Raw genomic sequence first — 24,484 nt, 5'->3', positions numbered from 1 at the left:
CTATGCTAATAGGTTAATTGGTATTACCATTTGTTTGTGAGATTGATGCAACGAATTCGCGCCAGAAAATTATCTGAAGTGATTATGGAACAGCTTGAGTCCATGATCCTCGACGGCAAGCTTGCCGCTGGCGAGCGTTTGCCTTCTGAGCGCGAATTAGCCGAGCGTTTTGCCGTGTCACGTCCTTCGTTACGTGAAGCGATTCAAAAGCTCGAAGTGAAAGGGCTGGTGGTGCGTAAACAGGGTGGTGGCACTTTTGTGCAGACCAAACTGGCGTTGCTTGAAAATGCCCCGCTGCTGGAGCTGATTGCGTCCCGGCCGGAATCCCAGTTTGATTTACTGGAGTTCCGCTTAGCACTGGAAGGTATGGCGGCATATTACGCGGCACTGCGCGGCGATGAGCGGCAGATTGCGGCTATCCGCCAGGCTTATGCGGCCGTTAAGCAGGTGCAGGAGCAAAGTGTGAGGGATATTGAGGCCGAGGCATCTGCGCTGGCCAGTTTTTATCTGGAAATGATCCAGGCCTCACACAATATGGTCATGCTGCATATTTTCAGGGGATTACAACCCCTGCTGAAGGATAACATCAGGCGAAACCTTGAAGTGCTGTCGGCTTACCCGGATGTAAGCGAACAGATAGACAGACAAAGGGTAAGAATACTGGATGCGATTGTGGCCAGTGACCCTGACCAGGCCAGGCTGGCCAGCAATGAGCATTTGGCGTTTATCGAAGAGACCCTGCTCAATATAAACCGGCAGAATACCAATATGCAGCGCACTCTGCGTCGCATTGAAATGCCAGAATAAAACAACAGAATGTCGGCGGATAAAGCGGCGTTTTACACTATCTTTATCCACTGGCCCTCATTCACCAATTAAAGGAAAGCGCTATGGCAGAACTGATTAAGCCAGACGTGGATCCCCAGGAAACACAAGAATGGCTTGAAGCACTCGAGGCGGTATTGGAAAACGAAGGTACCGAACGAGCCCATTTCCTGCTTGAATCACTGATCGAGAAGGCCCGTCGTAGTGGCGCCTATCTTCCCTATACGGCGACCACCGCCTATGTCAATACCATTCCGGCTGGTCAGGAACCTACCATGCCTGGCGATCAGACCATGGAAGCAAGAATTCGCAGCGCGATCCGCTGGAATGCGCTGATGATGGTGGTGCGGGCTTCCAAGAAAGATTTGGAATTGGGCGGCCATATCTCCAGTTTTGCATCCTCTGCCATGCTTTATGATGTGGGCTTTAACCACTTCTTCCGCGCGCCCAATGCCAAAGACGGCGGCGATTTCCTGTTTATTCAAGGGCACGTTTCACCCGGCATCTATTCCCGCGCCTTTATTGAGGGTCGCCTGAGCGAAGATAAGCTGGATTTATTCCGCCAGGAAGCCGATGGCCAGGGACTGTCTTCTTATCCGCATCCTAAGTTGATGCCTGATTTCTGGCAGTTCCCCACCGTTTCTATGGGCCTGGGGCCCATGCAGGCGATATACACTGCACGCTTCCTTAAGTATCTGACCGATCGCGGCCTGAAGGATTGTTCAGATCAGCGCGTCTGGTGCTTCCTCGGCGATGGTGAATGTGACGAGCCGGAAAGTCTTGGTGCTATCGGCCTGGCTGCCCGTGAAGGGCTGGACAACCTGACCTTTGTGATCAACTGCAACCTGCAACGTCTGGATGGCCCGGTGCGTGGCAATGGTAAGATTGTGCAGGAACTGGAAGGCACCTTCCGTGGCGCAGGCTGGGAAGTCTTCAAGGTACTGTGGGGCCGTTACTGGGATCCGCTGTTTGCCCGTGATACCACCGGCAAGCTGATTGACCTGATGAACGAAACCGTGGACGGCGAATATCAGAACTACAAGGCCAAGGGTGGCGCTTACACCCGTGAGAAGTTCTTCGGCAAATATCCTGAGCTGAAAGAAATGGTGGCTAATATGTCTGATGAGGACATCTGGCGTTTGAACCGTGGTGGTCACGATCCAGTCAAGGTGTATGCCGCTTATAAACGTGCAACCGAAACTAAAGGTCGCCCACAGGTGATTCTGGCCAAAACCGTCAAAGGCTATGGTATGGGCGCGGCCGGTGAAGGCAAGAACATTGCCCACCAGGTTAAGAAAATGGATATGGATGCCATCAAGCATTTCCGTGACCGCTTCAATATTCCGGTTGCGGATGACAAGCTGGCGGACCTGCCATACTTCCGTTTTGCCGACGACAGTCCGGAAATGAAATATCTACGCGAGCGTCGTGAGGCCTTGCATGGTTTTATGCCGGTGCGTAAACCGCAAAGTGCCGAAAATCTGCCTGCGCCAGCATTAAGCGCCTTTGACGCTATTACCAAAGGCTCCGGTGACCGTGAAATCTCCACCACCATGGCCTTTGTCCGGGTACTGACCGCGATGCTGAAAGACAAGCAGGTTGGTCAGCGGGTTGTGCCTATTATTCCGGACGAAGCCCGTACCTTTGGTATGGAAGGCTTGTTCCGTCAGGTGGGCATTTATTCCAGCCAGGGGCAGAAATACGAACCACAGGATGCCGATCAGGTAGCCTACTACCGTGAGGATAAGAAAGGCCAGGTGCTGCAGGAAGGCATTAACGAGCTGGGTGCCATGGCATCCTGGCTGGCGGCGGGTACCTCGTATTCCACCAACGACCTGCCGATGATTCCGGTCTACATCTACTACTCCATGTTTGGTTTCCAGCGGGTTGGCGATCTGGCCTGGGCTGCTGGTGACAGCCAATGTCGTGGCTTCCTGGTCGGCGGAACAGCTGGCCGTACCACGCTAAATGGTGAAGGCTTGCAGCATCAGGACGGCCACAGCCATATTCAGGCAGGTTGTATTCCTAACTGTATCACCTATGACCCGACCTATGGCTATGAAGTGGCGGTGATTGTGCAGGACGGCATGCGCCGTATGTTTGAACAGCAGGAAAATGTTTTCTATTACCTGACGGTAATGAACGAAAACTACGCCCAGCCTGCCATGCCTGAAGGTGTGGAAGAAGGCATTATCAAAGGTATTTATAAGCTGGAAAGCCAGCAGGCTGACAAGGCCAAGCACAGCGTCAAACTACTGGGCTCAGGCACAATTTTACTGCAGGTACGGGAAGCCGCGCGCATTCTGAGTGCCGACTACGGTATCAGTGCCGAGGTTTACAGTGTACCGTCCTTTAACGAACTGGCCCGCGATGGTCTGGACTGTGAACGTTTCAATATGCTGCATCCGCAGGCTGATGAGAAAGTGCCTTATATTACCCAGGTGCTGAATGCCGGTGTGGATGGCCCGACCATTGCTGCAACGGACTATATGAAGTCATACGCCGATCAGGTACGTGCCTTTGTGCCAGGGCAGTTTAAAGTGCTGGGTACTGACGGTTTCGGGCGTTCAGACAGCCGTGCCAATCTGCGTCGTCATTTCGAAGTGGATGCTGCCTATATTGTAGTGGCCAGCCTGCACGAACTGGCTAAGGCCGGTAAGATTGAGCGCAAGGCGGTCAGCGATGCCATTGCCAAGTTCGGTATCGATGCCGAGAAGATTAACCCGCTATACGCCTGATAGGGAGGAAGAGCATGTCTAATTTGAAAGATGTACTGGTTCCCGATGTTGGCGGGGATGAAGTGGAAGTCATTGAGATCTGTGTTGCCGTTGGCGACCAGATCGAGGCCGAACAGGCGCTGATTACGGTGGAAAGCGACAAGGCCAGCATGGACATTCCGGCACCATTTGCCGGCACGGTTAAAGACATTCTGGTGAAAGTCGGCGACAAGGTTGGTCAGGATAAGCTGATTCTGAAGGTAGAAGCAGGCGAAGCCGCGGCCTCTGCGGATAAGGCTCCGGCTAAGCAGGAAGCCCCTGTCGAACCCGCGCCAAAAGAAGCGGCTCCTGCCGCACCAGCTAATGGCAGCAGCCAGGTTATTGAAGTGAAGGTGCCGGATATCGGCGATGCCGCTGATGTGGATGTTATCGACGTCTTAGTGGCTGTGGGTGACAAGGTGGAAGCGGAAACCGGTCTGATCACCCTGGAAACCGATAAGGCCACCATGGATGTACCAGCGCCACAGGCAGGTACAATCAAAGAGCTGAAAGTCAAAACCGGAGACAAAGTTTCTGAAGGATCTTTGATTCTGTTATTGGAAGTGGGTGCGAGCACAGGGGGTGAGGCAACATCTGCTGATTCCGCTGCGCCTGCTGCAAAAGCCGAGCAAGCGGCAACGCATGCTGGTGAGCCTGAAGTGAAAGAAGTCGTGGTACCGGATATCGGCGATGCATCTGATGTGGATGTTATCGAGGTCCTGGTCGCGGTAGGGGATAAGGTGGAAGCCGAAGCCGGTCTGATTACCCTGGAAACCGACAAGGCGACCATGGATGTGCCAGCACCTTTTGCCGGTACCATCAAAGAGTTGAAGATTAAAACCGGTGACAAGGTCAGTCAGGGTAGTTTGATTGCGCTGATTGAAACCACAGGTTCAACGTCTGCGCCCTCGGCAGCGCCTAAGCCACAAACGGCAGAAGCGCCTGCAGCCAGTGCTGCTCCTGCCAGTGCGTCACGTCCGCCACCCGTGCCGCATCATCCCAGTGCCGGTGAAATCAAGCCAAGTGGTAAAGTTCATGCTTCGCCAGCGGTGCGTCGCCTGGCTCGTGAGTTTGGGGTGGATTTGTCGCAGGTTAGTGGCAGTGGTCCGAAAAGCCGTATTCTTAAAGAAGATGTGCAGTCTTATGTGAAATACGAGCTGTCCAGACCCAAAGCCAGTGCCGGCTCTGCGGTATCCTCTGGTGCTGGTGGCTTGCAGGTTATCGCCCCACCCAAAGTTGACTTCAGCAAGTTTGGTGAAGTGGAAGAAGTGGCGCTGACCCGAATCCAGAAGTTGTCTGGACCTAATCTGCATCGCAACTGGGTCACTATTCCGCATGTGACGCAGTTTGAAGAAGCCGATATTACTGAGCTGGAAGCGTTCCGTAAGGAACAGAATCAACTGGCTGAGAAGAAGAAGCTTGGTGTCAAAATCACCCCGCTGGTGTTTATTATGAAAGCGGTGGCGGATGCACTGAAGGCCTACCCGGTTTTCAACAGCTCGCTGTCAGAGTCAGGCGAGAGCCTGATTATGAAGAAATACATCCATATCGGCATTGCCGTGGATACGCCCAATGGTCTGGTGGTGCCTGTGGTACGTGATGTCAACAAAAAAGGCATTATGGAGCTGTCTGAAGAGCTGATGGAGATCAGCGCCAAGGCGCGTGAAGGCAAGCTTAAGGCTGCCGATATGCAGGGTAGCTGCTTTACCATCTCCAGTCTCGGTGGTGTTGGCGGAACGGCCTTTACGCCTATCGTTAATGCGCCGGACGTGGCCATTCTGGGTGTGTCGAAGAGCGACATCAAGCCAAAATGGAATGGTAAGGAATTTGAACCTCGGCTGATGCTGCCGTTGTCGCTGTCTTATGATCACCGGGTTATTGACGGTGTTTTGGCAGCGCGCTTTGCGGTGCATCTGAGCAGTGTGATGGGCGATATTCGCCAGATGCTGCTGTAAAAAAGCTAATCCGCAGAGGCACACAAAGCACTGAACTTTTTCGTTCGTAATTCTGTGCCCATCGTGTCTCTGCGGTGAATGTCAGATTTTTAAGGTCTGTTTTTGCTTATAGCGGGCTGGCTGGTTAAAATCCGCCAGTCTGAAACGGATAGAACAATATTTATCTTTTACCCCTGAACGATTGAGGTCACTAATGAGCGAGATTAAAACGCAACTGGTTGTGCTGGGAGCAGGACCAGGTGGTTACTCCGCCGCGTTCCGTGCGGCTGACTTAGGCATTGAAACTGTTATCGTCGACGCCCGTGATACCCTGGGTGGTGTGTGTTTGAACGTGGGCTGTATTCCTTCCAAAGCCCTGCTGCACGTGGCCAAAGTGATCGATGACGCCCGCGATATGGCCGCCCATGGCGTCAGCTTCGGTGAGCCTCAGATTGATCTGGACAAGGTTCGCGCCTGGAAAGACAGCGTGGTAGGGCAGTTGACCAAAGGTCTGTCCGGCATGTCCAAAATGCGTAAAGTTAAGCACGTTCAGGGTTATGGTAAATTCACCGGCAGCAATACGCTGGTGGTTGAAGGTAAAGAGGGTAAAACCACCATCCAGTTCGATAATGCCATTATTGCGGCTGGCTCTGAGCCTGTATCGCTGCCATTTATTCCGAAGGACGATGCGCGCGTGATTGATTCCACCGGCGCCCTGGAAATGAAAGATATTCCAGAGAAGATGCTGGTACTGGGCGGCGGTATTATCGGTCTGGAAATGGGCACAGTCTATAGAGCGCTGGGCTCACAGATTGACGTGGTTGAGTTCCTCGACCAGTTGGTACCTGCGGCTGATAAAGACATCATCAAAGTGTATCAGAAGTACGTTAAAGACAAGTTTAACGTGATGCTGGAAACCAAAGTGACCGGCGTTGAAGCGAAAGACGATGGCCTGTATGTCAGCTTTGAGGGTAAACAAGCCCCAGCCGAAGCAGTACGTTACGACAAAGTTCTGGTAGCCGTTGGGCGTCGTCCGAATGGTGGCCTGCTGGATGCCGACAAAGCTGGGGTGAAAGTGGATGAGCGCGGCTTTATCAGCGTTGATAAGCAGATGAAGACCAACGTTAATCACATTTATGCCATCGGTGATTTGGTTGGGCAGCCGATGCTGGCGCATAAAGCCGTGCATGAAGGCCATGTGGCAGCAGAAGTGATTGCCGGTAAGAAGCACTACTTTGACCCGCGCTGTATTCCTTCTGTGGCTTATACTGATCCGGAAATTGCCTGGGTCGGCCTGACCGAGAAAGAAGCCAAAGAGAAAGGTATCAGTGTTGAAACTGCCACCTTCCCATGGGCAGCGTCTGGCCGTGCTATCGCTTCTGGCCGTACCGAAGGCATGACCAAGATGATCTTCGAAAAAGACAGTGGTCGCGTAGTAGGTGGGGCTATTGTCGGTATCAACGCCGGTGAAATGCTGGGCGAAATTGGCCTGGCCATCGAAATGGGCGCGGATGCCGAAGATGTGGCCCTGACTATTCACGCCCACCCGACCCTGAATGAATCAATCGGTCTGGCGTCTGAAATCTTTGAAGGCAGCATTACCGATTTGCCTAATCCTAAGGCCAAGAAAAAGTAAGCGTCAGCATTGCTTTACCTTGTGAAGGCACCTTTTTGGTGCCTTTTTGCTTTTTATGGCTTTTAAAACCTTTCAATCAAGGTAAATTAAGGCCCACAAAACTACAACAACAGGGAATCTTAATGAAACAGCTTCTTCCGGCCTTACTGGCCACCTCTATGCTGGCTGGTTGTTCACAGCCACCCAGCGAAACAGCAGAGAAACCTATGCAGGCCACGCAGCCGACAATCAACTATGTCCAAACCCGTCAGTCAACTCAGGTAGATGAATACTTTGGTGAGCAGGTAGCCGACCCTTACCGCTGGCTTGAGGATGACCGCAGTGACGAAACAGCCGAATGGGTAAAGGCACAAAATCAGGTGACTTTTGCTTATCTGGACAACATACCATACAGGGATGAGGCCAAACAGCGCATTACCAAGCTTTGGAACTATGAGCGGGTTGGTGCCCCTTTTAAAGAAGGCGATTATACCTATTTCTTTAAAAATGATGGTCTGCAAAATCAGTCGGTGTTGTATCGAACCGATAAAGACGGCAATACAGAAGTGTTTCTGGACCCGAATCAGTTCAGCGAGGATGGCACGACCTCGCTGGCGGGGCTGAGTTTTTCCAAGGACGGTAGTAAGCTGGCCTATTCCATCTCTGAAGGTGGTAGTGACTGGCGTAAAGTCATTGTTATCGATACTCAAAACAAAGCACAGCTGGAAGCGCCACTGGTGGATATCAAGTTCAGCGGTATCGCCTGGTATGGCAATGAAGGCTTCTACTACTCAAGTTATGACAAGCCTGAAGGCAGTGAGCTGTCGGCCAAAACAGATCAACATAAACTCTACTATCATAAACTCGGGCAGCCGCAGACTAATGATGAATTGGTGTATGGTGGTACAGAGGCTGAAAAGCATCGCTATGTTGGCGCTTACGTAACCGAAGATGACAGATATCTGGTGGTGGAAGCCGCGGTATCCACCTCGGGCAACAAACTCTATATCCGTGATTTGCAAAAACCAGACAGTGAGCTGGTCACCGTGCTTGATCACACCGACTCAGATACCTCGGTGGTAGAAAGTCTGGGTGAGGAGCTGCTGCTGGTGACCAACCTCAATGCGCCGAACAAAAAAATTGTTAAGGTCAGCGCTGCCAGCCCTGGGGTGGAAAACTGGCAGGACTTTATTCCTGAAACCGAAAATGTTCTGACCATCAATACCGGCGCGGGGTATCTGTACGCTGAGTACATGGTGGATGCCATTTCCAAGGTTATTCAGTATGACTTTCAGGGCAAACAGGTGCGTACCGTAGAACTGCCGGGTGTCGGCAGTGTCGGCGGCTTTGGGGCCAAGAAAGAAGATAAACTGGTGTACTACTATTTCGGCAACTACACCATGCCAAACACCATCTTTGCCTTTGATCCCCAGACTGGCGTATCTGATGTGTACTATCGGCCTAAGGTTGCCTTTGACAGTGAGGCTTATGAATCCAAACAGGTATTCTACCATTCCAAGGATGGTACCAAGGTACCTATGATCATCACCTACAAAAAAGGCACTAAGCTGGATGGCACCAATCCTACCCAACTTTATGGTTACGGTGGTTTTAATGCCAGTATTACCCCTGGTTTCTCGCCAGCCTGGGCGGGGTGGCTGGATCTGGGCGGCGTGCTGGCCGTGGCTAACCTGCGTGGTGGCGGCGAATATGGCAAAGCATGGCATAAAGCCGGCACACAAATGCAAAAGCAAAATGTGTTTGATGATTTTATTGCCGCCGCTGAATACCTGATTGACAACAAGTACACCGACTCCAGCCACCTGATGGTAAGAGGAGGTTCGAACGGTGGTTTGCTGGTGGGGGCGGTAATGACTCAGCGTCCTGAGCTGTTTAAGGTTGCCATTCCACAGGTGGGCGTGCTGGATATGTTGCGTTATCACACCTTTACCGCCGGGGCGGGCTGGGCTTATGACTATGGCACGGCAGAAGACAGCAAAGAGATGTTTAGCTACCTTAAGGGCTACTCACCGGTGCACAATGTGAAGGCGGGTGTGCAGTATCCTGCCACGTTAGTCACCACCGGAGATCATGACGATCGAGTGGTGCCAGCGCACTCCTTTAAGTTTGCGGCCGAATTGCAGGCCAAGCAGGCCGGTACCAACCCGACCCTGATCCGCATTGAAACCAATGCCGGGCATGGCGCGGGTACCCCTACCGCCAAGCAAATTGAGCTCTACGCCGATATGTACTCCTTTGCTTTGTACAATATGGGTATTAAGTCACTGTAAACGCGGGCGGCCGGATTTGCACAATCCTGCCGTTAAACTGTAAGCAGTTCCTGATGGCGGACCAAATGGCCCGCCTTTTTGTTTGTTGTAATTTAGTTAATTCTGACACAGACTCACAAAAGGCGGGTTTGAAAGGTTTAGCTGTTCAATGCGTTTTGTTGGTTTTTTCCTGTATTTGGCCATGTTCTCGCTGAGCAGCCTGATAGGTAAGGACGCCAGAGCTCAGGATGTGGACGCGCTGTTTAATCTCACCTTCGATGAACTGTTGGAGCAACAGATCAGTATCTCCGCCAAAGAATCCGTTGCACTGCAAGCTTCACCCTCCACTGTGACTCTGTTTACCCGGCAAATGCTGGACCGGCTGGCAGTCGACAATCTGTACGACCTTCTTAACTATGTGCCGGGCTTTCAGGTCACCAGAGGCGACTGGGTGGGCGCGGTGCCAAAAGAACACGCCCGCGGGGTCTACCTCGACAACGGCTATGTGCTGTTTATGGTGGATGGCCAGCGTATCAACGAAATTTCCTTTGGTAAGGCGTCTGTGTATAGCCCCTATATTCCTCTAAGCCTGGCTGAGCGGGTGGAAGTGATTCGTGGGCCGGGTTCCGCGTTGTATGGCAGTAATGCTTTTATGGGGGTAGTGAATCTGATCACCCGCCAGGACGAAAATCTGCTTTCAGCCCGCCTTGGCAGCAATACCAGCCGCGGCGCCACCCTGACATTACATCCACAATGGGCTGGCCTGAATTGGCAACTATTGTTGGATATGCAGCGCCATGGGGGGGCCGCACACAACTTTAACGATCTGACTATCGACGACCCACGCCAGAGCCTGTTTGTACAACTTGGTGTGCAGGGGCAGCGCTGGCACCTGCGTAGTCGTTACAATAAAACCAGTATGAATGGTTATATCAATCTGGGCGGTGCCAGCGACAACAACAGGTATGAGTCGGAAAATCTGGGCCTGGAAGCAGGCTTACATTGGTGGCAGGATGACAGCGGCGCTTTGAGTTCCAGCCTGGATATTAGCGAACACCGCATTGCCAGTGCAGGGCTGCTGGTGGAAGCGCAACCTGGAGTACTGGCAGCGGATTTCTTTAACGGACCCAATTGGGTGACCCGTAACCTGCAACTTAGTACAGATTGGTTAAAGCCATTGATGCCAGGCTGGGAGTTAAATGCCGGGGTGATTCTGTTAAATGCCGAACAGCATCAGGCAGGCGCACTGACCACCCATCTGCAGGGCGGAGAGTTTGTTCTTTCTGACAGTGCTTATCTTGGCGGTATTCGTGCATTCAGGCAGGTGGATGCATTTGACAGTCTGCTGGCCAGTCAGAACAGTCGCAGCGCTTATTTGCAACTACAGTGGCAGGCTGCGGATGACTGGTTGCTGTATCTGGGCAGTCGTTACGACAAAGTACAGAGGCTGGCAGCCAACTGGTCACCACGTTTTGCCCTGATTCATCAGCTTAACGATACGCACAGTTTACGCCTGCAATATGGCGAAGCCTTTCGCACCCCTACCACCAATGAGCTTTTTTCCAGTGACAATGTCACCCAAGGCAATCCTCTGTTACAACAAGAGAAGATTGCCACACTGGAAGCCATCTGGCGCTGGCAGGGCAGCAATACGCAATGGGAAACCGTGCTGTTTCGCAACAAAATGCAGGACTTTGTTAATAAAGTGGCCGTGGAAGGAGGCAGTCGCTTTACCTTTGCCAATACCGATGAGCATGAAATACGGGGTGTGGAAACCAGCCTGAACTGGAAACTGAACGAGCATTGGGAAGGGCAGCTTAACTACACGCTTTTATTCGATAACCCGTTTAATGCCAGCTTCAAACGCTATGGTCAGCTTCGCCTCGGCTATCAGCAGGAATCCCTGAGTTTGAACCTGGATGCCCTGTGGCGGTCGGCGGTGGGTGAACAGGGATTTCATCAGTCGGCCTATAGCCTGATCAATTTTCAGGGGCGCTGGCAATGGCAAGAAAAACAGGTGTTGACGCTATCTTTGACCAACTTGTTTGATAAACAATATCAGGTCTATGAGCCCAGACTAAGCAACCTGGCAATGCCGGGGGAACGCAGGCAACTTATTCTGGGCTATCAGTTGAGCTTTTAGTGTTATTCCTTATCCACCATCACCGACAGTCTTGGCAAGCCAGCCCTGGATGCCTGGTCTAGTACCCTGACTACCACACCATGTTTGGTTTCTTTGTCCGCCTGAATCACCGCATTTTCGGTAATATTTTCCGCCAGAAAACTCTGAATATTGGCTTCGACCCGTTCAATATCGATCTGCCGACCATTCATATAAACAAAGCCATTAGCGTCAATTTTGATAGAAACGTTCTTGCTGGGTTTATTGCTTTTCTGGGCATCATCAGGACGATTCACGATTAGCCCTTTTTCTTTAACGAATGACGTGGTTACGATAAAGAAGATCAACATGATAAAGACGATATCCAGCATCGGCGTCATATCAATATTGGCATCTTCAGACTCTCTATTGTGTTTCTTCTTCATGATTATCCTCGTTGTTGGTCGATCGTTATCCCTGTTGCCGACCATATGCACAACAGTCCTGTTTCTATATTCAATGAAAACCCTGCTTTGTGCAATTGTTAACCAGAGTGAATTTTGCTGGCCTGCTATGCATATATGATTTTTTTTCGCAAAGTACTTGAGCCTGACATAGTGGCAAGCTTTAGGCTGGTGGGCTGATACCTTGCGATAGATTCACAAAGTCCCTGGTTATTGCTATGTTGCATGCAATGTTCAAACAGGGCTTGGTATGTAATTTTGGCGGTTGTTTGATTTTTCTGGATGTTACATATTCTGGACTTTAAAGACCGACAGGATTTTAATAACCCTTTGTTAATCAATTTGGCCATAGGCGCCTGGCTTTTTACCTTGAGTGGCTTTGTTATGCTTTACCATAGCCTGTTTAAACCCCATTGGCGTAAGTGGCAATACAAGAAGGGCATGTGAAACTTTTTACCCGTTTTATGCTGATAGTGATGCTTGCCACGGCCTGGCCTGTGGCGGCCGATGTCACACCAATGCCGATATCGCAAGGTGCAGATATGGCTATGTCCCATGACTGCTGCGATGGAAGTGCCGATGCAGAAGCGGCGGATGCTGAATGCTGCGAAGGTTGCGATCAGGCCAGTTGCGCAAGCCACTGCGTCAGCCCGGCCTTACCCCTTGGCCATCTCTGTGGTTTATTTCCCGCTATGCAGGGGGAAAGGAGCCATCTTCTTCAAACCATCCATTGGATTCAATCGGACCCGCTTTTTCGTCCTCCCAAAAACACTGAATAAGCTCGTCACTATTTTTTTGCTTATTCAGGAGTATTTATGAAATCAATTATTTTCGCTGGTTTGCTTGGCAGCTTACTGGTCATTCGTCCCACTGTGGCAGCGCAGCATCACAACCATGCAAGTCAGCATGACAGTCCCACATCGCAGGTCGATGCGGTCTTTGGGCAGGTACGTTATGTTTGTCCTATGCACAGCCATATCGTTAAGGATCATCCGGGCAACTGCCCCATCTGTGGTATGGCATTGGAGCCAGTAACCTTGAGCAGCAGTGCCGAGGATGATGGACCCTCGATCCGGGTCAGCGGACAAATTCAACAGGCCATGTCGGTGAAAACAGCATTGGTTGAACGCGACGATTTGTGGAAATACATCAAGACACTGGGCACAGTTAGTTTTGATCAATCGTCTATTCATCATGTGCACCCGCGGGCATCAGGGTGGCTGGAGCAACTGACCGCCCATGCCGTAGGTGAGCGGGTCGAGCAGGGGGAACTGCTGTTTACCCTGTATTCGCCGGAACTGGTGGTAGCTCAGGATGATTATCTGCAGGTCTTACACAACGCCTCTGGTGCATCCCGGGCCAGTTTGCTGAAGCAGGCCAGATTGCGGCTCAGTTTGCTGGGCATTGATGAAAAGGTCATAAGCGGAATCGAGAAGTCGGGTCGTGCACTTTACACTGTGCCTTTTTATGCCCAGCAATCCGGTGTTATTACCGCGTTGAACGTTCGACACGGTATGTATGTGACCCCGGATGTGGAGATGCTGGCCATTTCCGATTTGCAAAAGCTTTGGGTGATAGCCGACGTATTTGAAAGTCAGTTTGACTGGCTTAAGCTCGGCAAACCTGCCGAGATCAGTTTGGCGGCATTGGGTGTACATGCCCTGGAAGCCAATATTGATTATATCTACCCCCAACTGGACCCGGTCACGCGCAGCCTCAAAGTGCGGCTCAGTGTCAATAATCCTCTTGAGCGCATTAAACCCGGCATGACAGCAGATGTTGCCATTTTTGGTGGCCCTTTACGCGATGTGTTAGTGATTGATAAGCAGGCAGTGATTCAAACCGGCGAAGGGCAGCGTGTGGTGGTTAAAAGTAGCGACGACAGTTTCACGGTGCGAAAAGTACAAACCGGTATGCAGGCCAGAGGGCAGGTTGAGATTTTGTCTGGTCTGGCAGAAGGTGAAGAAGTGGTAGTGTCAGGTCAGTTTTTGCTTGATTCAGAAGCAAGCCTGGCCGCAGGTATGCAGCGCCTGGAAGGCGCTGGCCATAACCACTAGGAGCCTGACATGCTGAGCAAATTAATTGAGCTGGCCATTCGTCAGCGTCTGCTGGTGTTATTAATCAGCGCTTTACTGGCTATGGCCGGCTGGCAGGCCATGCGTGGCCTGAATGTTGATGCCATTCCTGACTTATCCGACGTACAGGTGATTATCAAAACCCCATATGCCGGGCAAAGCCCGGAACTGGTGGAACAGCAGGTAACCTATCCGCTTGCCAATATTATGATGGCAGTACCCGGTGCCACGTCGGTGCGGGGTTTTTCATTTTATGGCGATTCTTATCTTTATGTTCTGTTTGAAGATGGTACCGACATTTACTGGGCCCGCTCACGGGTACTGGAATACTTAAACCAGGCCGCCAGCCAGTTACCTGAGGGTGTGCAGCCGCAACTGGGGCCGGATGCCTCTGGCGTTGGCTGGGTTTATCAATATGCCTTGGTGGACAACAGCGGCAACTGGGATCTTGCTGATTTGAAGAGCCTGCAGGACTGGTTTCTGAAACAAGAGCTGCAATCCGTGTCTGGAGTGGCAGAAGTCGCCACCGTGGGGGGCATGACCCGTACCTATCAGATTGTGTTGGATCCCCTGAAGCTGGCCAACTATCAAATGTCGGTGCAGCAGGTTATTGAGGCTTTACAAAGTCATAATGGTGAAACCGGCGGTGCGTCGGTGGAAATGGCTGAAGCCGAATATATGATTCGGGTACGGGGGTACCTTAAATCCGTTGCGGACATTCAGGCCATTCCGTTGGGCAAACGAAACGCCGCCAATATCCCACTGCAGATCAAAGACGTGGCTGAGGTCAGGCTGGGGCCACAATTACGCCGTGGTATTGCCGAGCTGAATGGGCAGGGCGAGGTGGTTGGCGGCATTATTGTGATGCGCAGTGGTGAGAATGCCCGGCAGGTGATTGACAGAGTCAAAGCCAGATTGAATGAATTGAAAGTCAGCCTGCCCGATGGGGTGGATATTGTCCCCACCTATGACAGATCTGACTTTATTCAGCGTGCGGTGGACAACCTGTCGGACAAATTGCTGATGGAAATCCTGTTGGTGTCGATGGTGTTGATGCTGTTCCTCTGGCATCTGGGTTCCATTATGGTGGCGGTGCTGGTGTTACCTTTGGCGCTACTGTCTGCTTTTATTCTGATGCGGGTATTGGGCATCAGCGCCAATATTATGAGTCTGGGAGGCATTGCCATTGCCATTGGCGCCTTGGTGGATGCCGCTATCGTTATGATCGAAAACCTGCACAAGCACCTGGAGCAGTTTGACGCCAAACATGGCCGCCGTCCTAATCGCGCTGAACATTGGCAGCAAGTCAGTCTGGCCTGTCGACAGGTTGGTCCGGCCTTATTTATGTCGTTGCTCATTATCACCCTGAGCTTTTTTCCGGTCTTTGTGCTGGAAGGGCAGGAAGGTCGTTTATTTACTCCGTTAGCCCTGACCAAATCTTTTGCCATGGCGGCAGCGGCCCTGCTGGCGGTTACCCTGGTGCCGGTGTTGATGGGGTATTGGGTGCGGGGCAAGATTGTGCCGGAACATAAGAATCTGCTGTCGCGCGGTCTGATTGCCCTGTACCGGCCGCTGCTGAACAAAGCCCTGGCCTGGCCGAAAACCTGCCTGTTACTGGCCGTATTGTTGCTGGCAAGTGGTTACTATCCCTGGCAACAGCTGGGCAAGGAGTTTATGCCGCAAATCGATGAAGGAGATTTACTGTATATGCCGACCACCTTACCGGGTATCAGCGCGGGTAAGGCGGCACAGCTGCTGCAACAGACCGACAGATTGATTGCCCAGATACCGGAGGTTAAAAGCGTATTTGGTAAGATTGGGCGTGCCGAAACGGCCACCGATCCCGCCCCCCTGACCATGCTGGAAACCACTATTCAACTGAAACCACAGGCACAGTGGCGGCCAGGTATGACCTTGGATAAGGTGATTGCCCAATTGCAGGCAACCGTCAAGTTTCCAGGTCTCACCAATGCCTGGGTGCAGCCGATCAAAACCCGTATTGATATGTTGTCAACGGGCATTAAAACGCCGTTGGGGCTGAAAATCGCCGGACCTGACTTGGCCCAGATTGAGCAGATTGGTGTGCAGGTTGAGCAATTGCTCCGGCAACTCCCTGCCACCCGCTCGGTGTACTCAGAGCGCGTGGCAGCCGGGCGCTATCTGGATATTCAACCTAACCTGCAAGCTCTGGGTGAACATGGCATCAGCCTGGCCGAGTTGCAGGCATTGATTCGTACTGCCGTGGGGGGAGCGAAAGTGTCTGAAATGGTTAAAGGTAATGAGCGATATCCGGTGAATGTCAGGGTTGAAGCCCAGTATCGTCAGGATCTGGATGCGCTGGCCAGCTTGCCCATCAGCACAGCCCAAGGGATTTTCGTGCCACTGTCGGCGCTGGCCAGCTTACAGATTCAGGATGGTCCGGCCATGATAAAAAGCGAAAACGCCCGGCAAGTTGGCTGGACCTTTGTGGATATTCAGGATCTTTCGGTCGGCGAATACCTGACTCAGGCTAAGGCGCTGCTCGACAATCAGTTGGTACTGCCAGCCAGATACTCTGTGCAGTGGTCGGGGCAATACGAATCCATTAAGCGGGTGGAAGGCAAGCTGGTACAGTTGGTGCCACTTACCCTGCTGCTATCCTTGGTTTTACTTTATCTTACCCTGTCCAGTTGGCAACAGAGCCTGGTGGTGATGTTAACCCTGCCTATTGCCTTGTGCGGTAGTTTATGGCTTATCTGGTGGCTGGGTTTTAATCTGTCCATCGCCGTGGTTGTGGGAATGATCGCATTGGCAGGGGTGGCGGCTGAATTTGGTGTGGTAATGTATCTGTATCTGAATCAGGCTTGGCAGGATTCTGCACAGCGCTGCCAACGTGGTTTATACCAAGCTGTGGTGGCAGGTGCTGTACAACGTATCAGACCCAAAGCCATGACGGTTATTACCATATTGGCCAGTCTGTTGCCGATTATGCTGACGCAGGGCACCGGGCATGAGGTAATGCAGCGTATTGCCGCACCTATGCTAGGTGGTATGATACTGGCCCCTCTGGTTTCTCTGTTTGTGATTCCGGTAATTTTTTATATGCTGGAACGCAGACAAAGCGATTTGGTCCGGACAAGTGCAACAACTTGAGTTTTTTGCTATTCCCAGTCCCTGCATCGGTGTATGCCAAAGCGGGGACAAGGGCTATTGTCTGGGATGCTTTCGAACCAGGGAGGAGCGTCTTTATTGGCATCAAATCGACGACGGGGTAAAACGCAAGATAATCCGGGCCTGCCAAATGCGAAAAAGGCGGGCTAATGCAGCAAAACAACCAGCCAGGGGAGGCGACATGTTGGAACAACAGCAATTGGGATTTGATGAGGACCAGTCATAATGCAAGCCACTGAATTAGCCAAATATGCCAGCCAGTCATTTGCACTGCCGGATACCTGCAGCCGGATTCGTGCCCTGCTGGATGATGTTAGTGCGGATTCAGCGGATATCGCTGAGGTGATTGCTGTGGATCCATCCCTCAGCTCTAAGCTGCTGAAACTGGCCAACAGTGCGTTGTTTCGGTTTCCTGCGCAGATAAATTCTATTCCCAAAGCGGTTGGTGTTATTGGTGGTGAAGCGCTGTATAACCTGGCACTGGCTGAAACCGCGACCACCGCCTTTAGGCATTTCTCATCTGAAGTCATTGATCTGCGACGTTTCTGGCAACAAAGTGTTTATTGCGGACTGCTAGCCAAGCATCTGGCCAAAACAGCTAAAATCCGCGCCAGTGAGCAGTATTTTGTGATGGGCTTATTGCATCAATATGCTGAGCTGGTGGTGGCCAGCAAAGATGCCGCCTTGGCGCATGAATGCGAAAAATATCAGAAAGACAAACTACCCTGGCAACATCAGCAAGCGCTCTTGGGATTTACCTATGCCCAGTGCTCGGGCCTGATTTTAGAATCATGGCATTTGCCGGAGCAGTTTTGCTACGTGATTAATCATGTGCACAGTGAAATCAAGGCCAAAGACGGTAAAGATGTGGCCATCGGTCATTTAGCCGTGCGATTGGCACTGCATATGGTCGACAGCCGTTACAAACTGGACAGTCTGGTATCACCGGCCGCACTGAAAAAACTTAAACTGGAAGCCGAAGATATTCAGGATGTCATTAAGTTTACCCGAATGGATGCACATAAGCTCCTGGCTATTATGAATCCTGAATTGTTCTGAATTGTATTCCTAAAACAGGGACAGATGGGTGAAAAAAGCGCGGGTTGTTAATATTATTGTTGTCGTTGTTACATGGTTGGGTATGACGGCTTGTCAGAGTACTTCCAAACCAACCCCTGGCCTAGCATACCAGTTGCAGCTGCCAACAAACTGGCCAGATGCAACACAACCATCTGAACCGATACCCGCAGCACAGCTTTTCCAACTCAGCCAACAGCAACAGCAGGACTTTGTGCATTACTTTAATGCGCCAGTCAACCAGTCACGAGCACCCAACTGGCGGCTGTATGATTACCTTGAAGGCCGATTAGCCGGTTTTGACTATAAAGGCGATACCTACACCGCTCAGCAGGCATTAGAAAAAAACGCTGGGAATTGTTTATCGCTGGCATTGGTAACAGGTGCCCTGGCGAAACTGGTCGGCCTCGAACTTGATTATCAGCAAGTGGATTCTGCACCGGTTTATCGTATGCAAAACAACCTGTTGATGTTATCCAGTCACGTTCGTACCAAGGTATACGATCCCAGTTTCAAACCTGAAAAAGACATCCTTTATCTTAGCCGCCCCGGTGTCGTAATCGACTATCTGCCAGCGCGAGGCGATCGTTATGGCGCTAAACGCACCGAGCAAGACGTAATCGCGATGTTTTACCAGAATCAGGCCGCGGAGGCGCTGGTGAATAATCAATTAACGCTGGCTTACCAACTGAGTCGGCGAGCCCTGCAACATGGACAGCTTAATCCCGGCAGTCTAAATAGCCTGGCAGTAGCATATTCGCGAGCAGGCTTAATTGATGAATCCGCGCAGACCTATGCCTATGCGCGCGAGCGCGGTGCCACTTCGCTGGAATTGCTGGACAATTATCGTAAGTTATTGCTCCGGCAGGGCAAGCGTGCAGAGGCCGCTGAAATAGCCGTGCAACTGGGCAATGTGGATGATGCTAACCCCTATAATTGGTTGAGTCTTGCCGAGGGCTTTTTTGCTGAAGGTAAAGTACACTACGCCCTGGAAAATTACCTAAAAGCACAACAACTGGCCCCTTATCTGGAAGAAAGCTATTTGGGACTGGCCAAGTCATATCACGCGATGGGAAAGCTGGTGAAAGCATCAGAAGCACTGGAGAAAGCCATTGCGTTAAGTTATCAAACCAGGCAAAGGCAACTTTATGAAGCGAAACTGAGTACTTTGCGTGCCAGTGCCCACAGTGGTGAGGAAGTATCCAGATGAGAACTATTCCCATCTTATTCACGAGATTTATTAATTTTTAATCAACATCACTGAAATTTATTCTGGCTATAAGTGAACTAAAGGCTGGGCAAATTCAAATCTTCATACTAAACCCTTATACTTGTCGGGTTTATCGTTCCTGCTGCCAACTGGGCGACCAGTGACAAGGCGGCCAACTCATCGAAGAGGACCAAACTGTGTTAGAAGCATATCGTCAACACGTTGCAGAACGTGCCGCTGAAGGTGTCCCACCAAAACCTCTGAGCGCCGAACAGGTCGCCGAACTGGTTGAATTGTTGAAGAATCCCCCCGCCGGTGAAGAATCCTTCCTGGTGGAACTTATTTCTGAGCGTGTCCCGCCTGGTGTGGATGAAGCTGCTTATGTTAAAGCTGGCTTTTTAACCGCCATTGTTAAAGGTGAAGCGGTATCTCCTTTGGTTAGCAAAGATGCAGCAGTGCAGTTGCTGGGCAATATGCATGGTGGTTACAACATTGCCACCCTGGTCGAACTGTTGGATGACAACGAGCTGGCAGAACAGGCCGCAGAAGAACTGAAACATACCCTGCTGATGTTTGATGCTTTCCATGATGTAGAAGAGAAAGCCAAAGCCGGTAATGCCTATGCTAAAGACGTTATGCAGTCATGGGCTGAAGCCGAGTGGTTTACCAGCCGCCCTGAGCTGGCAGAAAAGATCACTGTGACGGTATTTAAAGTTACCGGCGAAACCAACACCGATGACCTTTCGCCTGCGCCTGATGCCTGGTCACGTCCGGATATTCCGCTGCATGCCCGTGCCATGTACAAAATGACTCGTGACGGTTTAACCCCAGAACAGCATGGTGAAGTAGGCCCGCTGAAACAAATCGAAGAAATTAAAGCCAAAGGCCATCCGGTTGCCTTTATCGGTGACGTGGTAGGAACTGGCTCTTCACGTAAGTCTGCTACCAACTCGGTATTGTGGTATTTCGGTGAAGATATGCCTGGCGTGCCAAATAAGCGTAGCGGTGGAATCTGTTTTGGTTCCAAAGTGGCACCTATCTTCTTCAACACCATGGAAGATGCCGGTGCGCTGGTATTCGAAGCCGATGTAGACAAAATGGAAATGGGCGATGTGATCGACATTTATCCATTTGAAGGCAAAATCAAAAACGCCGAAACTGGCGAGTTACTGGCTGAGTACAGCTACAACTCTAAAGTTATCCTGGATGAAGTGCGTGTTGGTGGCCGTATCAATATGATCATCGGTCGTGGTTTGACCGAGAAGGCGCGTGAGTCACTGGGTCTGCCGCCGGCTGATTTCTTCCGTGTGCCGGAGCAACCAGCTGATACCGGTAAAGGCTTCACCCTGGCGCAGAAGATGGTTGGCCGTGCCTGTGGTGTGGAAGGTATCCGCCCAGGTACTTACTGCGAACCTAAGATGACCACGGTAGGCTCTCAGGATACCACAGGTCCCATGACCCGTGATGAGCTGAAAGACCTGGCTTGTCTGGGTTTCTCTGCCGATTTGACCATGCAGTCATTCTGTCACACTGCGGCCTATCCTAAGCCGGTAGATATTGACACTCAGCATACCCTGCCGGACTTTATTATGAATCGTGGCGGCGTGTCTTTGCGCCCTGGTGACGGGATTATCCACAGCTGGCTGAACCGCATGTTGTTGCCCGATACCGTAGGGACTGGCGGTGACTCGCATACCCGTTTCCCAATCGGCATTTCCTTCCCGGCCGGTTCCGGCCTGGTGGCTTTCGCGGCCGCCACAGGTGTGATGCCGCTGGATATGCCTGAGTCTGTGCTGGTGCGTTTTAAAGGTAAGATGCAGCCGGGTATTACCCTGCGTGATCTGGTACATGCCATTCCGCTTTACGGTATCAAGCAAGGTCTGCTGACCGTTGCCAAGAAAGGTAAAGTGAATGCGTTCTCTGGCCGTATTCTGGAAATCGAAGGTCTGGAAGACCTGACCGTTGAGCAGGCCTTTGAGCTGTCTGATGCGTCTGCCGAGCGCTCTGCGGCCGGTTGTACCATCAAGCTGTCTCAGGAGTCTATTGCCGAGTACCTGAACTCCAATATCACTATGCTGCGCTGGATGATCAGTCATGGTTACGGTGACCCTCGCACTCTGGAGCGTCGTGCTCGTAAGATGGAAGAGTGGCTGGCTAAGCCTGAACTGATGCAAGCCGATGCGGATGCGGAATATGCTGAAATCATCGAAATCGATCTGGCTGATATCAAAGAGCCTATCGTATGTTGCCCGAATGATCCGGATGATGCTAAGACCCTGTCTGAAGTTGCCGGTGACAAGGTAGATGAAGTCTTTATCGGTTCTTGTATGACTAACATCGGCCACTTCCGTGCCGCCGGTAAGCTACTGGAGCAGAACAAAGAAGCCCTGACTACACGTCTGTGGATGTCGCCACCGACTAAGATGGACCAGGCGCAACTGATGGAAGAAGGTTACTACAACATTTATGGCCGTGCCGGTGTGCGCACCGAAATGCCAGGATGTTCACTGTGTATGGGTAACCAGGCACGTGTAGCCGCTGGCAGCACTGTGTTGTCTACGTCTACCCGTAACTTCCCCAACCGCCTGGGGGATGGTGCCAACGTATACCTGACATCAGCAGAACTGGCCGCTGTCGGTGCTATTCTGGGCCGTATTCCGACCACCGAAGAGTATCTGCAATACGCCAGTAAGATCGATTCTATGGCCGGTGATATCTATCGCTACCTGAACTTCGACCGCATGGATGAGTTCAAAAAGGCCGAGCAAAAAGCTAAGGCGGACATCATTCCTACACTGAATGTAGCCTGATAAGCGAATATGTTTAAGCAGAGCCGGGACTTGTCCCGGCTTTTTTATGCTCAGGATGAGCGGTATGCCGGTGTTGCAAGGAGCTTTCACCGGCGATGTTCATGGATGGACGGGCAGAAAAACCGCTCCTGCGTTTTCTGCACTTCCGCCATCCCTGGCGGTCGTATGGCGCGGTGGCATGGATGCCAAAGAGCGCCGATGTCCATGGATGGACGGGCAGAAAAACTGCTCCTGCATTTTCTGCACTTCCGCCATCCTTGGCGGTCGTATGGCGTGGTGGCATGGATGCCAAAGAGCGCCGATGTCCATGGAGTCGTGCGTAATCTGCACCAAATTGATGCATCTTCCTGATGCAAGTGCTGACTATCAGATAGCGGTCAGCCAGTCCAAGGGACTGGATCTTGTCATGTTTTTGCCATCTGCTGGCGTTTAAATGGAAACTGGCCTGGATAATGCTAAAAACTATACTGAAGTAGTAAGAAAATCGCCTTAGTCAGGCCGTTATTTATCTTTTGTACCCAAATCAACAAGGACACCGCATGAATCTAGATGACCGCATACCCAGGGACAGACGCAATGATTACAGTCGGGAAATGGCCGATAAACGTCGTGAATTTTTGGCTGATAAAACCGGTGAACAAATGGAATACACTGGCCAGTTCAGCATTGACCCTGCAGTACTGCCGGGCAATATTGAAAACTTTATTGGCATAGTGCAAATGCCGGTTGGTATTGCCGGGCCGGTGCAAATTGATGGTGAGTATGCCCAAGGCCAGTTTTACGTGCCTTTGGCCACCACCGAAGGGACGCTGGTGGCAAGTTACAGCCGCGGCATGCGGGTTATCAATGAATGTGGCGGCGTGACCACTACGGTGGTTGAACAGTTTATGCAGCGCGCTCCAGCCTTTTTGTTTGAAAATGCCCGCCAGGCGCGGGATTTTGGCCAATGGGTAAGCGCGCATTTTGCGCAAATTGCTGAGGTGGCAGAGAGCACCAGCAGCATTGCCAAACTACAACATATTGAACAATGGTCTGTGGCTAAAATGCGTTATCTGCGTTTTAACTACACCACAGGCGATGCAGCCGGACAAAACATGGTCAGTAAAGCCACTTTAGCGGCCAGTGAATGGATCAAGCAGAATTCGCCCATTCCCTGTGACTATTTGTTGTCAGGCAATATGGATACCGATAAAAAGCATTCGCAACTGAATATGATTCATTCCCGTGGCAGACGGGTGATTGCCGAGATTGTGTTGAAAAAAGAAGTGCTGCGAAAAATCATGCATGTGGACAGCCGTATGATGGCCAAGGCGGCCGTGCTGTCCAATGTTGGTGCACGTATCGCCGGCGCTGCCTATAACGGTCCGCATTCGGCCAATGGTATTGCTTCCCTTTTTATAGCCACAGGTCAGGATGAAGCGAACGTGGTGGAATCTCACGCTGGCCATTTGTCCCATGAATTGCTGGAAAATGATGACCTCTATTTGTCTGTCACTTTACCTTCTTTGATTGTTGCCACCTATGGCGGCGGCACTGGGTTGCCTACACAAAAGGAATGCCTGAATTTACTGGGCTGCTATGGAAAGGGCAAAGCGAACAAATTTGCCGAGATAGTCGCTGCCACTGTGCTGGCTGGTGATATTTCCCTGGCTTGTGCAGTTATTGCCGGGCATTGGGTAAGCAGCCATGATCGTTTAGGGCGTAATCGTCCCTGACCGTTCAATTCCAGTGTCTGAAACGCTGAGTGTTGGAGATTTGACCATTCAGCGTTTTAGGCTCATCTATACTTGCTGTCATAATGATCATCTGGTTATCCCAATGCTGGAACACGGCACTTTTGAACTGAAACTGCATGGGCGTGTTTTACACAGTTTTCCCCGGGGGAGTTTTAATCGCCCCGGGCTGCTGCGCTATCGACAAGCGCTGTTGTTGGCTGCTGCTAAGTTATCCGGATGGATATTGTATGAGCATGCCGGCAACGAAGCGGCGCTGACCAGCGAGGCTTTACCAGAGCTTATTGAAACGTACCGACAGGCAGAGGAAAACGGCTGTATTGGCATTGCCTGCGATGTTGGTCCATTGTTTCGTGATCTAATTCAGGCCCAAGCACTGGGGAAGTTGCAGATTCCTCTGTTGTTGTCTGACAAGGCGAGTGAAATAGAGCCCTTTATCAGTGGCTTATAACTATGCTGCATGT

General features: G+C 51.4%; 18 protein-coding genes. 17 read left to right on the top strand and 1 reads right to left on the bottom strand.

Annotated elements, in window-relative coordinates:
* Positions 1-45: 45 nt before the first annotated feature.
* The 6 genes from CSR04_RS15555 to CSR04_RS15530 all read left to right on the top strand — a co-directional run bounded on the left by CSR04_RS15555 (position 46) and on the right by CSR04_RS15530 (position 11,543).
* Positions 46-807: a GntR family transcriptional regulator gene (locus tag CSR04_RS15555; RefSeq protein ID WP_102797226.1), complete on the top strand. Its 762-nt coding sequence runs from the start codon at positions 46-48 to the stop codon at positions 805-807.
* A gap of 83 nt (positions 808-890) precedes the next feature.
* The gene (aceE, locus tag CSR04_RS15550) at positions 891-3,563 is read left to right on the top strand and encodes a pyruvate dehydrogenase (acetyl-transferring), homodimeric type (RefSeq protein ID WP_102797225.1); all 2,673 of its coding nucleotides are present in this window, start codon (positions 891-893) and stop codon (positions 3,561-3,563) included.
* Between the two features lie 14 nt (positions 3,564-3,577).
* Positions 3,578-5,536, top strand: a complete 1,959-nt coding sequence (aceF, locus tag CSR04_RS15545) for a dihydrolipoyllysine-residue acetyltransferase (protein WP_102797224.1) — start codon at positions 3,578-3,580, stop codon at positions 5,534-5,536.
* A gap of 193 nt (positions 5,537-5,729) precedes the next feature.
* Complete coding sequence (lpdA, locus tag CSR04_RS15540) at positions 5,730-7,151, top strand: dihydrolipoyl dehydrogenase (protein ID WP_102797223.1); 1,422 nt, start codon at positions 5,730-5,732, stop codon at positions 7,149-7,151.
* Positions 7,152-7,273: 122 nt separating this feature from the next.
* Positions 7,274-9,421 (top strand): prolyl oligopeptidase family serine peptidase, encoded by a 2,148-nt coding sequence (locus tag CSR04_RS15535; protein WP_102797222.1) that lies wholly within the window; start codon positions 7,274-7,276, stop codon positions 9,419-9,421.
* Between the two features lie 148 nt (positions 9,422-9,569).
* Positions 9,570-11,543 (top strand): TonB-dependent receptor plug domain-containing protein, encoded by a 1,974-nt coding sequence (locus CSR04_RS15530; protein WP_102797221.1) that lies wholly within the window; start codon positions 9,570-9,572, stop codon positions 11,541-11,543.
* 2 nt (positions 11,544-11,545) lie between these two features.
* Here CSR04_RS15530 and CSR04_RS15525 read toward each other — a convergent pair whose 3' ends face one another.
* Complete coding sequence (locus tag CSR04_RS15525; RefSeq protein WP_102797322.1) at positions 11,546-11,950, bottom strand: ExbD/TolR family protein; 405 nt, start codon at positions 11,948-11,950, stop codon at positions 11,546-11,548.
* 297 nt (positions 11,951-12,247) lie between these two features.
* On the opposite strand from CSR04_RS15525, the gene CSR04_RS24975 reads away from it, so the two are divergent.
* From CSR04_RS24975 to CSR04_RS15475, 11 genes are all read left to right on the top strand, one after another.
* Complete coding sequence (locus CSR04_RS24975; RefSeq protein WP_172449386.1) at positions 12,248-12,412, top strand: hypothetical protein; 165 nt, start codon at positions 12,248-12,250, stop codon at positions 12,410-12,412.
* Positions 12,409-12,744 (top strand): hypothetical protein, encoded by a 336-nt coding sequence (locus CSR04_RS15520; protein ID WP_146027185.1) that lies wholly within the window; start codon positions 12,409-12,411, stop codon positions 12,742-12,744. Before CSR04_RS24975 ends, CSR04_RS15520 begins: the two co-directional genes overlap by 4 nt.
* Before the next feature lie 36 nt (positions 12,745-12,780).
* Positions 12,781-14,022: an efflux RND transporter periplasmic adaptor subunit gene (locus CSR04_RS15515; RefSeq protein ID WP_102797219.1), complete on the top strand. Its 1,242-nt coding sequence runs from the start codon at positions 12,781-12,783 to the stop codon at positions 14,020-14,022.
* A 9-nt stretch (positions 14,023-14,031) separates the two neighbouring features.
* Positions 14,032-17,172, top strand: a complete 3,141-nt coding sequence (locus tag CSR04_RS15510) for an efflux RND transporter permease subunit (protein ID WP_102797218.1) — start codon at positions 14,032-14,034, stop codon at positions 17,170-17,172.
* On the top strand, positions 17,159-17,416 hold the full coding sequence (locus tag CSR04_RS15505) for a DUF1289 domain-containing protein (protein ID WP_102797217.1): 258 nt from the start codon (positions 17,159-17,161) through the stop codon (positions 17,414-17,416). The genes CSR04_RS15510 and CSR04_RS15505 overlap by 14 nt, the downstream gene beginning before the upstream one ends.
* Positions 17,416-18,249 (top strand): HDOD domain-containing protein, encoded by an 834-nt coding sequence (locus tag CSR04_RS15500; protein WP_102797216.1) that lies wholly within the window; start codon positions 17,416-17,418, stop codon positions 18,247-18,249. The genes CSR04_RS15505 and CSR04_RS15500 overlap by 1 nt, the downstream gene beginning before the upstream one ends.
* A 133-nt stretch (positions 18,250-18,382) precedes the next feature.
* Complete coding sequence (locus tag CSR04_RS15495; RefSeq protein WP_146027184.1) at positions 18,383-19,477, top strand: tetratricopeptide repeat protein; 1,095 nt, start codon at positions 18,383-18,385, stop codon at positions 19,475-19,477.
* Between the two features lie 197 nt (positions 19,478-19,674).
* Entirely contained in the window at positions 19,675-22,287 is a 2,613-nt protein-coding gene (acnB, locus tag CSR04_RS15490; RefSeq protein ID WP_102797214.1) for a bifunctional aconitate hydratase 2/2-methylisocitrate dehydratase, read from the top strand.
* A gap of 64 nt (positions 22,288-22,351) precedes the next feature.
* Positions 22,352-22,720 (top strand): hypothetical protein, encoded by a 369-nt coding sequence (locus tag CSR04_RS15485; RefSeq protein ID WP_102797213.1) that lies wholly within the window; start codon positions 22,352-22,354, stop codon positions 22,718-22,720.
* Between the two features lie 106 nt (positions 22,721-22,826).
* Positions 22,827-24,002 (top strand): hydroxymethylglutaryl-CoA reductase, encoded by a 1,176-nt coding sequence (locus CSR04_RS15480; RefSeq protein WP_102797212.1) that lies wholly within the window; start codon positions 22,827-22,829, stop codon positions 24,000-24,002.
* Positions 24,003-24,105: 103 nt separating this feature from the next.
* Positions 24,106-24,471: a hypothetical protein gene (locus tag CSR04_RS15475; protein WP_102797211.1), complete on the top strand. Its 366-nt coding sequence runs from the start codon at positions 24,106-24,108 to the stop codon at positions 24,469-24,471.
* Positions 24,472-24,484 lie beyond the last annotated feature (13 nt).

The sequence above is a fragment of the Bowmanella denitrificans genome (genome assembly GCF_002887595.1).
GTDB lineage: Bacteria > Pseudomonadota > Gammaproteobacteria > Enterobacterales > Alteromonadaceae > Bowmanella > Bowmanella denitrificans.
Note: the sequence above shows the minus strand (reverse complement) of the source record. Positions and strands in the feature narration are given on the sequence as shown.